At 42.6% G+C, this 16,252-nt stretch carries 10 protein-coding genes; 5 read left to right on the forward strand and 5 right to left on the reverse strand.

Annotation, left to right across the window (positions count from 1 at the left end; genetic code table 11):
- Nucleotides 1-41: 41 nt before the first annotated feature.
- Entirely contained in the window at nucleotides 42-776 is a 735-nt protein-coding gene (locus tag BWD42_RS08450; protein ID WP_077434965.1) for a GntR family transcriptional regulator, read from the reverse strand.
- 97 nt (nucleotides 777-873) lie between these two features.
- Here BWD42_RS08450 and BWD42_RS08455 point away from each other — a divergent pair, with 97 nt between their 5' ends.
- The 3 genes from BWD42_RS08455 (at nucleotide 874) to BWD42_RS08465 (ending at nucleotide 5,352) form a co-directional block, all read left to right on the forward strand.
- Nucleotides 874-2,214, forward strand: coding sequence for a sugar porter family MFS transporter (locus BWD42_RS08455; RefSeq protein ID WP_077434967.1), 1,341 nt, complete (start codon nucleotides 874-876; stop codon nucleotides 2,212-2,214).
- 62 nt (nucleotides 2,215-2,276) lie between these two features.
- Entirely contained in the window at nucleotides 2,277-4,025 is a 1,749-nt protein-coding gene (locus BWD42_RS08460) for a class I mannose-6-phosphate isomerase (protein WP_077434969.1), read from the forward strand.
- 31 nt (nucleotides 4,026-4,056) lie between these two features.
- Nucleotides 4,057-5,352, forward strand: coding sequence for an amylo-alpha-1,6-glucosidase (locus tag BWD42_RS08465; protein ID WP_077434971.1), 1,296 nt, complete (start codon nucleotides 4,057-4,059; stop codon nucleotides 5,350-5,352).
- 269 nt (nucleotides 5,353-5,621) lie between these two features.
- On the opposite strand, the gene BWD42_RS08470 is transcribed toward BWD42_RS08465, so the two are convergent.
- From BWD42_RS08470 to BWD42_RS08485, 4 genes are all read right to left on the reverse strand, one after another.
- A complete protein-coding gene (locus BWD42_RS08470) occupies nucleotides 5,622-7,058 on the reverse strand; it encodes a c-type cytochrome domain-containing protein (protein WP_254846197.1) in 1,437 nt (478 codons plus the stop codon).
- Nucleotides 7,055-7,936, reverse strand: coding sequence for a sugar phosphate isomerase/epimerase family protein (locus BWD42_RS08475; protein ID WP_077434973.1), 882 nt, complete (start codon nucleotides 7,934-7,936; stop codon nucleotides 7,055-7,057). The genes BWD42_RS08470 and BWD42_RS08475 overlap by 4 nt, the downstream gene beginning before the upstream one ends.
- 3 nt (nucleotides 7,937-7,939) lie before the next feature.
- Nucleotides 7,940-9,439, reverse strand: a complete 1,500-nt coding sequence (locus BWD42_RS08480) for a DUF1501 domain-containing protein (RefSeq protein WP_077434975.1) — start codon at nucleotides 9,437-9,439, stop codon at nucleotides 7,940-7,942.
- Nucleotides 9,440-9,632: 193 nt separating this feature from the next.
- A complete protein-coding gene (locus BWD42_RS08485; protein ID WP_077434977.1) occupies nucleotides 9,633-12,389 on the reverse strand; it encodes a DUF1553 domain-containing protein in 2,757 nt (918 codons plus the stop codon).
- A 560-nt stretch (nucleotides 12,390-12,949) separates the two neighbouring features.
- Here BWD42_RS08485 and BWD42_RS08490 point away from each other — a divergent pair.
- Together BWD42_RS08490 and BWD42_RS08495 are read left to right on the forward strand one after the other, a co-directional pair.
- Nucleotides 12,950-15,187 carry a glycosyl hydrolase family 95 catalytic domain-containing protein gene (locus BWD42_RS08490; RefSeq protein WP_139351067.1) on the forward strand — a complete coding sequence of 746 codons (2,238 nt, stop codon included), beginning with the start codon at nucleotides 12,950-12,952 and terminating at the stop codon, nucleotides 15,185-15,187.
- Nucleotides 15,188-15,211: 24 nt separating this feature from the next.
- Complete coding sequence (locus BWD42_RS08495) at nucleotides 15,212-16,210, forward strand: metallophosphoesterase family protein (RefSeq protein ID WP_077434979.1); 999 nt, start codon at nucleotides 15,212-15,214, stop codon at nucleotides 16,208-16,210.
- Nucleotides 16,211-16,252 lie beyond the last annotated feature (42 nt).

The raw sequence follows: 16,252 nt of genomic DNA on the forward strand, positions 1-16,252 counted from the left end.
AAATGATCCACTAACTAGCCGCTACTGGATCATTTCACGTTTTAATAATCTCTTCGGCTCTCAACCGTGTAGGTAAAACTTTCTGCACGATAGAAACCTAGATTATATTCAATTGGCTTTCCAGACTGATCGAAAACAAATCGCTTGCGTGACAAAATAGGATCACCGATATTAATTTCGAGCTTATCTGCGATAAATTTATTTGCTGCAACGGCATCGATTTCCTCTTGTGATAGATCCGCTACCACATGATAGTCGGCTTCCAATATTTCATACAAGGGACGTTTAAAATCTTCGTCTCCCGTCAAACCGATACGTGGATGGAAATAAGAGATAAAATAGACGAATGGATCATCCTTCTTGCCGCGTAGTCGCTCCAATTTCAACAGCTTTTGATCCTCATCAACAGCAAAAAATTGTGTAATGGCCTTATCGGGTACCACCCAGCTCACGTGTAGCTCGAAATTCTTTACCTCAATCCCGCGATTTTTCATCTCCTGCGAAAAGCTCAGCCAATTTTTGGATTTGGAACTGAATTTGGAACTGGCAACCTTCGTGCCGATACCTTTCTTTCTGGTCAATAGCTCTTCATATACCAGCTTATTAATCGCCAGGCGCAAAGTGGAGCGGGAAATAGCCAATCGCTTAGCCAGTTCGATCTCATTAGGCAATAGCTTTCCTTCGATATATTCCGGTTGTTTTATCAACTCCCGCAATAGATTTTCTGCCTGTATATGCAGTGGAACTGGACTTTTGTGATCTATTTTTAAATTCATTACATAATATTGCTTAGGCTAAAATAAGATTTTTTGCATAATTAAAAAAATAGACATATGTTTGTATGTATATACATATAAAACTTATAAACCAGATATGTCTAAGAATTTTATCATTATTTTATGCATCGTTTCACTGGGGGGGCTACTTTTCGGGTTTGATATGGCCGTTATAGCCGGGGCTTTGCCGCTGGTGAAGCAGTTTTTCGGACTGTCACCAGCACAGGAAGGTGTTTTTGTTAGTTCAGCACTGATCGGTTGCATTATAGGTGTATTTTTTACAGGATCTTTTACAGACAAATACGGTCGTAAACAGGCCTTCATTGTCGCGTCCTTACTTTTCTTATTATCTGCGATCGGTTGCGGATTGAGTCCCAACTATATTTTGCTAATTCTGAGCAGGGGGATCGGAGGACTAGGCGTGGGCATTGCTTCTATCGTTGTGCCACTTTATCTTGCCGAAATATCACCCAGCAAATTCAGAGGCAGATCGGTTACCTGTTATCAACTGGCGATCACCTTTGGTATCCTGATCGCTTATATTAGTAATTATTTTATTCTACAATTGCAATCCTTGCCGCAGACAGAACTTTGGCGCGGGATGTTTCTAGTTGGCGCGGTCCCTGCTATCCTACTCTGTTTCGGCGTTTATTTTATTCCCGAAAGTCCCCGTTGGCTTGCAAAAAATGGACGCAACGAAGAGGTCGCGGTCATTAGCGCCAAACTTGGTCTGACAGATCTACATGATTCGCCTAGTCCGGCCAAAGGAAATATCCGCGAGTTATTTTCTCCTATTTACCGTAGAGCTTTTCTCCTGGGCTTATTTCTACCCTTGTTTTCCCAGCTAAGCGGGATCAATGCGATTGTGTATTACGGTCCCAGTATCCTCCTTGAATCGGGTATTTCCTTAGCTAATTCCTATCACGCGCAATTGTTTTTCGGCGCTGCGAATGTCTTATTTACCTGCTTTGCTATCTGGAAGGTAGATAATTGGGGAAGAAGACCTTTATATATTTTAGGTACATTGGGTGCGACCATCAGTTTGATTGCGACAGGCTATCTTTTCAGCCTGGAACAGACAAACAATGTTGCATTGATTGTTTCCATCCTCTTATTCTTGTTTTTCTTTGCTTTTTCTATCGGTCCATTGAAATTTGTAGTAGCAGCCGAAATATTTCCCAATGCCATACGAGCGCGCGCAATGGGGATAAGCATTATGGTTATGTGGATTTCCGATGCTATCGTTGGACAGCTGACGCCGATTTTGCTTGCATCCTGGGGTGCCCATTATACCTTTTGGTTATTCGCTTTCTTCTGTGCAATAGCTTTTATCGTTGTATTGGGCTATCTGCCCGAAACAAAAGGTAAACCTTTGGAAGATATAGAAAAATATTGGATTGAAAAATCTAAGAAAAATCCCAGCAATCAAAACGCATAATATCATTTTAAAAACATTATATCAATCAAGTCAATTTTTAAATACGCAATAAATAACATCTTATGTATTCCAATACTCAAACGACATCTTTTCAATACGACATCTTACCTACATTTCCAGTTCAGGGCAAATTGTCAAACTCATATTATGAGTTGGTCGATCACCTTGTCGAACATGATATACACTACATAGATGGATTTGTTGGCGTAAATTGGGAAGTACCTGTGGCACAGATTCAGCAGGAATTTGTTAAACGCGGATTAACGGTAAGGTTTGTTTCAATGGAAACCGCATTCTTACCTGAATCGAGCATTCAGGAGAAGGTCGCCCCCTATCTGGGTGGCAATGATCCATTATTTGGAAAAAAAGCGCCCCTCCAACTGGCCGCATATTTTGATGCCGTAAAGCTGGCCGCTTTTGAGGAAATGCTAAACAATACAGCTGCCAATGAATATGTCATCTTTTACGGTCCGGGAGCAGCACTTTTGGATAGCACCAGTAAAGTAATGTACATCGATCTGCCAAAAAATGTGCTTATCCAACGGATGCGTGCCGGGCAGGCCTGGAATTTGGCTTGTGCGAAGCACACGGATCAGAAAGAACTTTACAAACGTTACTATTTTGTCGACTGGGAACTTCTTAACCGACACAAGCGGACGATATTACCCCGGGTGGAGATCCTAGCCGATCAGCAATCTCAGGAAAATCTACCCTGGATTATAGGAAGCGACTTAAAAGAAACCTTACATGCCATGTCCGAAAACTATTTTCGGGTAAGACCAACATTTGAACCTGGAGTCTGGGGTGGACAATGGATGAAGGAACATTTAACGGGCATCGATCAACAGGCAAAAAACTATGCTTGGTCTTTTGAGATGATCGTCCCCGAAAATGGTATATTACTTGAAAGCAATGGACAGGTGCTCGAAATTTCATTTGACCAACTGATGTTTCAGGAAAGTCCAAATATATTGGGCACTGCAGAGCGACGTTTTGACGTTGAATTCCCAATCCGGTTCAACTTTCTTGACACCTTTGATGGCGGCAATCTTTCGATTCAGTGCCACCCTAGCCCAAGTTATGCCAAAACGGAGTTTGGAGAAAATTTCACACAGGATGAATCCTATTACATCGTTGACAGAAAAGGAGACGCTCAGGTCTATTTGGGATTCCAGGAGGATATTGATGCCGACCAGTTCCGGACTGTACTTGAAGATAGTTTCCATACGGGTGAGCCCATTGCAATTGACAGGTACGTCCAAAAGTTTGAATCTCAAAAACACCAACTGTATCTGATTCCGCATGGTACTGTGCACTCTTCCGGTACCAATAACCTTGTGCTGGAAATCAGTGCCACCCCATACAACTATACCTTTAAGATGTACGACTGGGTACGTCCAGATTTAGATGGGAAGCCGCGCCCATTGAATATCGATAGAGCTTTCTCCAATCTCAACTTTAACCGGAAAGGTGATGTTGTTAAAAATACGCTCTTGTCACAACCCCAGATCGAAGTACTGGATACGCAGTCGATAAAGGTACATTTACCGACACATGAAGATCATTTCTATGATGTCTTCAGATACGAATTTGAAGAAGAAGTGCGCATTGAAACAAAGAGTCAATGCCATATTATGATGCTCGTTGAGGGGGAAGCCGTAGAACTGACGACTGCCAATGGAATGAAAAAAATCTTCCATTATGCAGAGACATTTGCTGTTCCCGCGGCTGCGAAATCTTATTCACTCCGTAATCTGGGCGCTAGTCAAGCGAAGGTCATACAGTCTTTTGTCAAAGACGCTAAATGTTAATTTAAGTATACTAACGATAAAAAACAGCATCATGAGAAATTTATATTTCGCGCTATCTACATCATTGTTAATCTTATCCTGCAATAGCGGAGGAAAAAAATCTACCAGCAGCAACACACAGCAAAGCGCTCCCCAGGATAGTAGCTTTCAGGTCGTTAAAGATATGGCGACCAATGTGATCAAAGCTGGATTCAATGCCGGAGACGGCTATAGTGAAGTGTGGATCAGGGATTATAATACCTTTATCACCTTGGCCTCCAAAGTACATCCCCATGATCAGATCAAAGATCAATTGGGCATATTTTTTAAATTGCAGGGTACCGATGGCAATATCGCTGATGGTTTTGTCAAAAAATCCAGCCTGAAGAATGGCGTTTCCGATTATTATACAATCACGAATACCCTGGCACCAGAATATGCCGGGCATAAAAATACGGTTGAAACCGATCAGGAAACATCCCTGATCCAAGCAGTACATAAATACGTCGTCGCAACCAAGGATACCGTTTTTCTGGAACAAAAAATAGGGGCAACAAGTGTAAAAGATCGCATGGAGCAAGCATTGCAATTTCTCATGGATAAGCGCTATAATAGCACCTACGGTCTACTGTGGGGTGCCACAACGGTCGATTGGGGTGATGTACAACCCGAGCATGACTGGGGTGTGCATTTAGATGAAAGTTCCCATATTGCACTGGACATTTACGATAATGCCATGTTTTTAATCGCACTGGACAATTACATTGACCTTTTCCCTGAGAAAAAGGAAAAATGGGGCAAGGTTCGGGAGATGATCGCAAGCAATACGATGAAACATCTCTGGGATGATAAAAATCAAAAATTCATTCCACATATCTATATCAAAGGTTCGCCGTTTCCGAAAGATTTTGATGAAAACCAAATCTACTACCACGGCGGAACTGCGATTGCCATTGAGGCGAACCTGCTCAGCAAAGAGCAGATCAAAACGTCTTTGGACAAGATGATCAAAAATGTAAAGGATGCCGGTGCTGCCACCATTGGTCTAACTATATACCCGACCTATCCGGCCGGCTTCTTCAAGAACAAAGGCATGTATCCCTATGGTTACCAAAATGGTGGAGACTGGACCTGGTTTGGAGGAAGAATGATCCAACAATTGGTTAAACATGGTTTCCAACAGGAAGCCTACGCGCAGATCAAGCCCATGTTGGCGCGTGTTATTAAAAATAAAGGCTTCTACGAATGGTATACCAAAGACAATAAACCCGAAGGTTCGGGAACTTTCAGAGGCGAGGCTGGTGTACTTTACGATGCGATCAGCCTATTGGAAAATACTGAGAAATAACCCGCAGTATTTATACACGACAAATAAAATAGGGTATCCGAAGAGATCGGATACCCTATTTTTATTCAATTTTGTTCGCATTCCCTACACCCTCTTTCCAAATATGCTATAAACGCTATCCTCCTCCAATCGCTTCTTTCTAATAACCACAAGTCAGGTCTCCAATACCCTTTAAGTATTGACTAAGTATTGTTTCAGTATAGACTAAGTATCTATACAGCCGTATTATCGTCAATGGATCATACGACTTGATCTGTATTTTATCATCGCTAGAACCTGACTGTATCCGTAGCGATAAATGGCAATCGGTAATTACCCGTGTCAATACGAACCTTACCATGTAATGCCTTTAAGACCGTACTGTCCTGGCTTCCCGTTTGGTAGATATATACATTTTTCAGATTAGGAACATCCTTCAAATTCGACAAACCCTTTGCAGTTACTTTTGTTCCCACCAGATTGAGATAAATCAACTTTTGCAGTCCTTTCAATTGTGACAAACCACCGTCAGAGACCTTTGTGTTCTCGAGATGCAAACGCGAGATGACAGGCATGGATTTTATGGTAGAAAAAGCCTGGTCTGTAATGGCTGTATGTCCGAGTTTCAGCTGAACGATATTCTCTTTAATGGCCAACAGATCTTGCAGATCCTTATCATTAAACTGTGGGTAGTTGATGGCATTGACCAGCACGAGATTATTTTCTTTAGCCACAGGAATGATTTTAATACCTTTTGCCTGCCAGGCATCGACTTTATCCTTTGGTAAATCGGGTGCTTTGGGAAAATCTGCATACAATACCTGGGAAGCTTCCTGCTCCCCTGTTTCTAGCTTTTTCAATATTACTGCTATTTCTTTGGTCTGTGTGAGTTGATTCACTTTTTTATCGAAATTCGCTCCTTGATCAATCCACCAGGCGATCAATTTGATCTGGTCAGGACTGATTGGTGTACGTCCTTTTGGTGGCATTCTTTTTTTGTGCCCTTCCGGTAAGATCAATCGTGCATACAGCTCACTTTCTTTGGACTTGCTATCGACCAGTACTTTACCGTTCTCGCCTCCTTTTAGCAGGCTTTCCTTTGTATGTAAGGCCAATCCTCCCTCCTGTTTACGATCACCATGACAGCTTTGACAACGCTGTTTGAGGATAGGCTGAATAATACCATCATATACAGCAGCCTCCTGTACATTCTCAACGATTAATACCTCTTCGCTGCTCTCCTTCACGCCAAAAGTCTTTTTCATTGCTTGCGGCATCGCCTCAATAAAGTAACCCTTGCCATGTGTCAAGGTACCACCGTAGTGTCCTGTGATTCCCAGCAATACGACCAGGATCAAAAATAACCAAAAGCGAAACCCAACGATCTTTATTGTCCATTGCAACGTTTCACTTTTTTCACGATAGAGCATATAGAGCAGTATACTGCATCCTGCCACCACAATGCCCAACCATTGGTGGTAATTGAGCACCTCTATTTCGTAACCACCATTGCGCGAAAGCAGAAATCCTGAGAGCGCCGCAAATACAGCTGCTATACTACCTAATAACAAGGATAACCTAATCGCAGGCCGGTATGGATTTTCCTTCTTGAATAGCTCCAAAAATGCCATCACAAATGCGATCAATAAAATTCCGATGGGTAAATGCACTAAGATGGGATGAAAGCGTCCCAAAAAGGCCATCAATTCTTCAAGGAAAACCATCATTCTTTATACCTGTCTTTGAGTAAGTTCAACATATATACATTTACCGACCATTGGTCAGCTACGGGTTGCTGCGTAAAAGGTAGTGTTGGCAGATAGCCCGCCGGACCAAACTCTGTGGTGATGGTCAACACTTTAGCTCCATTTTGTTTATGCTGCTTAACGATCTCATCCCACCAGGCCAAATGTTGACCGACGGTATTTTTCCATTCCGGTGCCGCAGGATCATTGACCTGTGGTCCTTCAGGGTGCCCGATCCGGGCATGGATATGTTCCGTCCGGGCAAGCGCCAAAGCTACCGCTTCTTGCTGGTCACCGAGTAGAGACTCATGTACGTTGCACCAATGTGAAATATCCAGAGCAAGCCTTAAGGAAGGAATCTTTGCTAAGTAATCTTTGGTCAGATGCGCTGCAAAGCTAAATCTACCGCGATGCGTTTCATGGTATACCGGAACATGCTGTTTTTCCATGACAACCTGGCCAATGTCGATCAATTGCTTATTTTGTTCAAAGGAATAATATTCCTTACCTGTATGGCAGTTGATATAATCAGGTTTCATACTTGCAGCTTCTTCCAGATTACGTTTAAAGCTTTCACGGTATTGTTCGAAGGAAGCTCCAGAACCACCGGAAAGCAAGCCTAGGCTCAGACCGTATTTTTGTAGGGCATCCGTCATTTCCTTCCGTTCTTTCTGATCTCCAGGTAGCCAGGCTTCGACACCCTGATAACCTGCTTTCTTAACACGCGCACAAAACTGCTCCCAGGAATCGGCATTTCCCCAATTGGTACAATAATATTTGATATGTAGGTTCTCTTTCTTTTGCGCCAAAACTGCAAAAAAATTGGCTAACAGAAGTATTAGTAATAGGAATCGTTTCATTAGTTAAATAATCGCTTGTATAAGTTCACCTTCCACATCCGTCAAACGGAATGGTCGGCCCTGAAATTCATAAGTAAATTTTTCGTGGTCAAAGCCAAGGAGATGGAGCATGGTTGCATGGACATCGTGTACGGAAGCCCTTCCTTCTACACCCGTAAAACCGATATCGTCCGTTTGTCCATAACTGATGCCATTGCGTATCCCTCCGCCCGCCATCCAAATGGTATAGGCATCCGTATGATGATCGCGTCCCAGGAACGGCATATCACTATTATCCCGATTTTCCTGCATTGGCGTCCGCCCAAACTCACCACCCCAGACCACCAGTGTATCTTCGAGTAGACCACGCTGTTTTAGATCCAAAATCAGTGCTGTCATCGGGCGATCAATCTCCCGACATTTATTTCGAAACCCAAGATCTATCGAGTCAGATGCATTGGTACCATGGCTATCCCAGCCCCAATCAAATAATTGTACAAAGCGTACCCCCTGCTCAACGAGCTTGCGTGCCAATAGGCAATTATTTGCAAAAGATTCCTTTCCGGGCTCGGTACCATATAATTCATGGATATAGGCCGGTTCATTATTGATATTCATCACCTCCGGTACAGCAACCTGCATTTTATAAGCCATTTCATATTGCGCAATCCGGGACAGTGTCTCTGGATCTTTAAATGTGTCATACTCTGTTTTATTCACCTTATTGATCGCATCAATAAGATTTCGCTTCATATCCCGATCCATCCCTTCAGGGTCAGCAATATACAGGACGGGATCTCCTTTCGAACGACATTGGACCCCCTGATAAACTGATGGTAGAAATCCACTTCCCCAGACACTTTTTCCTGCATCCGGTGTTTTACCACCAGAAGTTAACACCACAAAACCCGGTAAATTGCTATTTTCAGAGCCTAGACCATAGGTCACCCATGAACCGATACTCGGACGTCCCAGACGGGCACTCCCGGTATGCATAAACAGCTGTGCCGGTCCATGATTAAACTGATCGGTATGAACAGCTTTCAAAAAACTAACATCATCAACTACCTTACTGAAATGTGGTAAATGATCAGATACCCAAGCGCCACTTTGACCATATTGCTTGAAGGTAGCCTGTGGCCCCAGCATTTTAGGCACCCCTCGAATAAAGGCGAACTTCTTACCTGCCAAAAGTGATTGTGGACAGGGTTGATTATGCAGTTTCTGCAATGCAGGCTTATAATCAAAGAGTTCAAGCTGTGAAGGGGCTCCTGCCATATGTAGATAGATGACACTTTTGGCTTTACCTGGGAAATGTGGCGATTTAGGGATCAATGGATTTAGGGCATTGAGATCCAGACTCCCTTTAGAATTCGATGAATCCCATCCACCGCAACTTGCCAATAGGCCTCCAAGTGCAATGCTACCGATACCAGCGACGCAATCTTTCAGGAAATGTCTTCTTGTCACAGCCTTCAATTCAGATTGCTGTGCCTCTTCAATTAGTTTATTCAGATCTTTCATTCAAGTAAATCTTTTGTAACAGTATCATTCTATCAAGAACCTGCTATTATCTTTGTTTATCTATTATTTTAAGCTTCCGTCCATCGCACTCACTCACTCACTCACTCACTCACTCACTCACTCACTCACTCACTCACTCACTCACTCACTCACTCACTCACTCACTCACATCAATTACCTTTGCGTCTATTCCTTATGATTTTGTCAAAAATTCATCTAAATTCAATAAGGCATTTGCCACCAACATGTAAGCGGCTTTGGATGACAGGTTTTTGCTATTCTCTTTTGCCAAATCACCGCCCAGGTATTTCGCTGCTGAGGCTGGTGTTTTGTTAAATTCAGCAAGCGCTTTTTGGTAGAGCAGTTCGAGATCGGCAATCTTCTTTGGATCAGCCTCCCGGAGCATCGCCCTTCGGTAGCCTGCACCGATACTATTTTTTGTATTTCCTTTGCCTTCCCGCTCCATGATCTCGCCCAAATGTTTTGCAGCTTCAAGATATACAGGATCATTGAGCGTCGTCAAAGCCTGTAATGGTGTATTTGTCCGTATACGATCAACCAGACAGACCTCCCTACTCGATGCATCAAAGGAGACAAAGGAAGGGTAAGGACTGGTACGTTTTAGGAAAGTATACACACCGCGTCTGAACTGATCTTCGCCTTCACTTTTCACCCAGGACTCACCGCTATATACAGTCATCCAAACCCCATCCGGTTGATAAGGCATGACACTAGGGCCATACATTTTATTGCTTAACAAGCCACTGACAGCCAAAGCCTGATCGCGGATCTGCTCTGCGGAAAGTCGGAATCGGGGTCCTCTTGCCAGATAATAATTCTGTGGATCTTTTTTTACATTATCACTATTTAGTGTCGAAGATTGCCTATATGTACCTGAGAGGACGATTTCACGAATCAACTTCTTCATGCCCCATTTTTTTCCGTTCATAAGATCCAGGGCCAGATAATCCAATAATTCACGATGGATTGGCGGTGTGCTCTGAGTGCCCATATCACCTAGAGGTTCAACCAGTCCCCGACCAAAGAGCTGCGCCCAGACGCGGTTAACCAAAGTACGGGCAGTCAATGGATTTTCTTTACTCACAATCCATTGTGCAAAGCCCATACGATTTCGAGGGGCTCCCTTAGGGAAATCATTTAGTGACTCCGGAACCATGGGCTGTACTTCCGCGCCGAGAGACAAACGATTTCCACGGATAAATACATTGGTTTTCCGCTGCATATCTTTCGGGTTTTCGATCATAACAGGCACACCTTCGGGCTGTAGATTGACGAGCTGCAAAAAGGTACGTTGCAGATGCTGATTTTCCATCGGTTTCCCAAGAGGAAAATCTTCGCGAAAAGCAAACCATTCAATCATACATATTGGCTGACCAACTGCAACTGCTGCATTTTTAAAGACCAGGTAGAGATCATGTACGCCTGTTGTCGGTACAATCGCTGCCTGAATAACCTGTCTTCCTGAAGTTTTCGGCAACTCTACATTGCTTAACAGGGGTCCGTTGGGGCTATTAAGATGCACCTCCATTTTCCCGCCGACGGCATCAGTCCAGAAGTTCATAAAGAGCTGTCTTTTGCCGTCCAGCGTAATTGCTTTCAGACGTGCCGATCCACTGTTGCGTACACCAAGCCATTTTGTATCATACAATGCACCATCCACAATCTGATCGCTATAATGCGCATGAATCTTGGGTTCTAGCGTATGCAGAAACAGGTCTGCTGATTTCACCAAGTTTGTATTTCCATTTGCTGCCAGCCAATGCTTAATGCTATCGATGCGTTTTTCGTCCTGCGCAGCATAAAAACGTAACTTCGGATGATCCCCCTGGGTATCTTCATCTCTTGTATTATTGAAAAATGCCAGCGATTTATAGTATTCTTCAAATTTAAACGGGTCATAGGTGTGGCTATGGCATTGTACACACTCAAATGTTGTACTCAACCATACCTGATAACTGGTATTTAAACGGTCCAGGACAGCCGCCATACGAAACTCTTCACTATCAGTTCCCCCTTCATCATTATTCATCGTGTTACGGTGAAAAGCTGTCGCAATAAGCTGATCTTTTGTTGGCTGAGGCAAGAGGTCTCCGGCCAGCTGTTCAACCGTAAACTCGTCGTAAGGCATATCTTTATTTAGTGCTTTAATCACCCAGTCCCGATAAGGCCAAATGCTACGGGATCCATCTTTTTCATAACCTTTGGTATCTGCATAGCGCGCCATATCCAACCACCAACTAGCCCATTTTTCACCATATTTGGAGGAGGCTAATAAGCTATCAACTCTACGGGAATACGCGTCGTCACGCTCATCTTCGATAAAAGCACGGGTTTCGGCCAAGGTGGGCGGTATACCGATGAGATCCAAATAAAGTCTTCTTAATAGGGTGGCCCGATCGGCTTCATCAGCAAAAGTCAGATCTTTGGACTTTAATTTATCCTGAACAAAATAATCAATGTCATTATTCACCCCTTTGGGTTTTATTCCAAATAATCCTGCAAAAGAAAAGGTCTTGGGTACCTCAACTTCTTTGGGTAAAGTATAGGCCCAATGTTCGCCCCACTTTGCACCTTGATCAATCCACCTTTTTAGAATATCGATCTCATCATCACTCAGTTTGGGTGCGTTGTAAGGCATACGTAATTCGGGATCATCCGATAGCAATCTCTTGATAAACTCACTATGTTCCGCATCCCCCCGGATAATCGCCGATTTGCCAGACTCAGCTTTAGCAAAAGCTTCATTTTCGAACAGAAAACTAAGCCCGCCATTTTTCTTCACGCCGCCATGACAGGTAATACAATGTTTATTCAATATCGGTTTGACATCTACACTAAAATCTATTGTTTCTTCTTTGCGAAATGTAAATATTGCAATGCAGGCTACAACTAAGGCCAATGATGCTAACACCATTATTTTTCTATTCATAGCAATAAGGTCTATTCTATATTAATTAGTTATTAGGTTTATTTATAATTCTTATGTAGCTATTCAAGTATCAGTTAATTTGGATAGTTACAAGTTAGTCAACATCAGTTTGGATATTGATTTATAAATTTAAAGAAGAACAATGGGATATACTAAAACTAGATTAACAGAAATATAATCGATATTACCCTTACACGGATCAATCTTCGTTTTTACCCCTATTCGCGCCATACGTCTACATTTACTGCCTATAACAATTTGGTTACGATATCGTAGTCAGCATTGCTTTTTATACTTTTATTCTGGTGCTAAGTTGCTGTTGTTTCTATCATACGACCTATTTACCCTATCTTTCCAGCGATAGCTGATAAGGTGGGCTATTATTAATTGGTCAGGGCGTGGAAGCATCAGATTTGCTCTTGGAGATATGAAAGGAAAAATAGCATACAAGAGGCGAAAAATAAGATACAACAAGGGTAAAATAAGCTATAAAAAAGCCTAAATAGTGTCAGCATTTAATCGATATGACTACTAAATTTGTAAAACCATCCACATAAATTATGAAATACGGCTTTCTTATATTCTTATTTTTCGCTGCGCATCTAGTTAGTGCCCAGCCATCTGCTGTTTATAATCTCAATCTTACGGATCTCGCAACACGATGGGATGAGGCCATCCCTTTGGGTAACGGTCAATTGGGTGCATTGATCTGGAAAAAGGAAAATACGATCCGGCTATCCTTGGACCGTGCTGATCTTTGGGATGAACGAAAAGCTTTTGAGATCGAAAAACATGATTTTAAATGGGTACAGCAGCAATTGAAAAGCAACAGCTATCAAGCGGCCCAACAGTGGGGCGATTCACCCTATGACCGTTCCCCCTATCCCACCAAATTACCTGCGGCGGCGATGACCTTTAACTTAGCTAAGTTCGGAAAAGTTGTATCCAATGTACTGGATATACAAACTGCTGTACATACACTGAAATTCGATGATGGAAAAACACTGACCTCTTTTATCCATGCAACCAGTCCAATGGGTTATTTTGAAATTACAGCGAAGGACATTGGCGACCTTGGCCCTGAGCTTATTCCACATCAATATGAAACCAAGACCAATACGGATGAGCAAAAAAGTGTTGTCGATGGTCAAAGTTTAGCCCGATTGGGCTACAAACAGGGGAATATTGTTAAAATGGGGAATGCGCAGCTATTACATCAGGAAACGTATGATCATCACTTTTTTGAAGTCATGTTATGTTGGGAAAAAGTCTCATCGACCAAATTGATCGGCTATTGGACAATCAGTAATGATGAAAAGGTCAAGAAACAACCGCTATCACTCGAACAATTTGAAAAAGCAAAGCGAAGCCATCTCGCATGGTGGACAAGCTATTGGTCTAAATCCAACATTTCCATTCCTGAAAAAGATCTCGAAAAACAATACTATCTGGAGCTTTATAAATTAGGGGCCACAGCACGTCAAGGAGCGCCGGCAATAACCTTGCAGGCGGTCTGGACAGCAGATAATGGTGGACTACCACCTTGGAAAGGCGACTTTCATAATGATCTGAATACCCAACTGAGCTATTGGCCAGCTTATACAGCCAACCGAATGAATGAAGCACAAAGTTATACGGATTGGTTATGGAAAATCAGACCGAAAAACCTTGCTTACACCCAACAATATTTTGGTGTCGACGGATTGAATATCCCGGGTGTGCTGACCTTGAACGGCTATCCTATGGGCGGTTGGATTCAATACTCCCTCTCGCCTACGGTCAGTGCCTGGACAGCCCAACATTTTTATTGGCAATGGAAGTACAGTATGGATCCTACTTTCTTAAAAGAACAGGCGTACCCTTATATTATAGCAGCAGCGACCTACCTAAAAAATATTACTTATCTCAAAGATGGGAAACGCTATCTACCCCTGAGCAGCAGTCCAGAATATAATGATAACAGCACGGCCGCGTGGTTTAATAGTTGGACCAATTTTGATCTCAGCCTGGCACATTATTTATTCGCTATAGCAGCCGAGGTCAGTACAGCTAACGGCAAAGCCGAAGCAGCAAAAGAATGGACAGGGTATGGCGCAGAATTACCCAATTTTGCCATCGATGAAACTGGTCTCCGCGTTGCAGAAGGTTTGAGCATGAAACATTCACACCGGCATATGTCACCCTACATGGCTATTTATCCCTTAGGCATACTTGACATCAATAACACTCAAGATAAATCGTTGATTGAAAAATCGTTATCACATTTAGAACAATTGGGTACACGGGCCTGGGTCGGATATTCGTTCTCCTGGATGGCCTGTCTCCATGCGCGGGCGAAACAAAGTCAACAGGCTGTCGTAAACCTACAGAAGTTTGCGCATAACTTTTGTTCCATCAATTCATTCCACCTCAATGGGGACCAAAATGGTGGTCAATATTCTGATTTTACTTATCGGCCTTTCACGTTAGAGGGAAATTTTGCCTTTGCACAGGGTATTCATGAATTGTTAATTCAGAGCAAAAATGATTATATCGAAGTTTTTCCGGCCACCCCTACGGATTGGAAAAATGTATCCTTTAAAAACCTGAGAACAATGGGTGGATTTATTGTGAGCGCTGAAAAGAACAACAACAAAATCACGCTGTTGAAAGTAACCGCTAGTCAAGATGGTATCTTCCGTATTTTTGAAAATACAGATCTTCAGGATATTTCAACTAAAAAGCGGCTTCCAAAAGATAAACAGCTTCAATATATCAGACTGAAAAAGGGTCAGACAGTTCAGCTAAGTAGCGTTTAACAAAATCCGTATTATCAATTCGTTATGATCAACCGAAAAAAATTCATCCAGTTAGGCGGTCTAGGCATAGGCGGTCTCTTTGTCAACAAGAGCCTTAAAAGTGCACCTACAACCTCGACAAAAAGCACTGTACTCAAAACTAACAACGTTAAATTTGGCGTTATCGCGGATCTCCATTATGATCTGATGCACGACGGTGCACGACGGGCCCAACTCTTTATTGACGCGATGAAGCGTGAAAATCCCGACTTTATTATTTCCTTGGGAGATTTTTGCGTCCCAAAAGCCGAAAATAAAGAATTAATGGATATCTGGAGCGGTTTTACAGGGGAAAGGCACTTTGTCATCGGCAATCATGATACCGATGGTGGATTCACGAAAAAACAGGTAAACGATTTCTGGAATAGCCCGGCTCCATACTATTCTTTTGACAAACAGGGATTTCATTTTGTTATCCTGGATGGTAATGAAAAAAGCCAAAGCAAGAAAATTGCAGGTTACCCCCGCAGTATCAGTCAGCAGCAACTGGAATGGTTAAAAAAAGATATCCGCGGCACCAAAGACAAAGTGATCATTTTTTGCCATCAAGGCTTGGACAATGACAATGGCGGATTAGAAAATGGTATGGCAGTCAGGTATCTGTTAGAGCAGTTGAATATCGAGGCCGGATTCAATAAGATTTTACTTGTCCTGACTGGCCACCACCATCTCAACTATCATAATGAGATCAATGGCATTCACTATGTACAAATCAATAGCGCCTCCTATTACTGGGCAGGTGATACATTTGAAAGCAAAGCATTTGATGGAGAGTTCTACAAAAAGCATAACATTCTAAGACGGACATTGGTCTATCAAGACCCTATCTGGGCGACTGTCAGCATAGATCATAAAAAAAATATCCATATCCAGGGAGCTGAAACCACCATGGCCGGAATACCCTTGTCTCAGGTGGGTATAGATATCCATAAAGATGTATATCCCATCAGTTCAAAGATCGATAACAGACACCTGCGGTACTAATCGCAATCGATAACTCATTTTAGGACCGATCCATAATAACAA

It is taken from the genome of Sphingobacterium sp. CZ-UAM (genome assembly GCF_002000245.1).
Taxonomy (GTDB): domain Bacteria; phylum Bacteroidota; class Bacteroidia; order Sphingobacteriales; family Sphingobacteriaceae; genus Sphingobacterium.

Excerpts from the sequence above, each read along its gene's own strand:
- BWD42_RS08450 (WP_077434965.1), bottom strand. The coding sequence starts at position 776 with ATGAATTTAAAAATAGATCACAAAAGTCCAGTTCCACTGCATATACAG.
- BWD42_RS08455 (WP_077434967.1), top strand. The coding sequence starts at position 874 with ATGTCTAAGAATTTTATCATTATTTTATGCATCGTTTCACTGGGGGGG.
- BWD42_RS08460 (WP_077434969.1), top strand. The coding sequence starts at position 2,277 with ATGTATTCCAATACTCAAACGACATCTTTTCAATACGACATCTTACCT.
- BWD42_RS08465 (WP_077434971.1), top strand. The coding sequence starts at position 4,057 with ATGAGAAATTTATATTTCGCGCTATCTACATCATTGTTAATCTTATCC.
- BWD42_RS08470 (WP_254846197.1), bottom strand. The coding sequence starts at position 7,058 with ATGATGGTTTTCCTTGAAGAATTGATGGCCTTTTTGGGACGCTTTCAT.
- BWD42_RS08475 (WP_077434973.1), bottom strand. The coding sequence starts at position 7,936 with ATGAAACGATTCCTATTACTAATACTTCTGTTAGCCAATTTTTTTGCA.
- BWD42_RS08480 (WP_077434975.1), bottom strand. The coding sequence starts at position 9,439 with ATGAAAGATCTGAATAAACTAATTGAAGAGGCACAGCAATCTGAATTG.
- BWD42_RS08485 (WP_077434977.1), bottom strand. The coding sequence starts at position 12,389 with ATGAATAGAAAAATAATGGTGTTAGCATCATTGGCCTTAGTTGTAGCC.
- BWD42_RS08490 (WP_139351067.1), top strand. The coding sequence starts at position 12,950 with ATGAAATACGGCTTTCTTATATTCTTATTTTTCGCTGCGCATCTAGTT.
- BWD42_RS08495 (WP_077434979.1), top strand. The coding sequence starts at position 15,212 with ATGATCAACCGAAAAAAATTCATCCAGTTAGGCGGTCTAGGCATAGGC.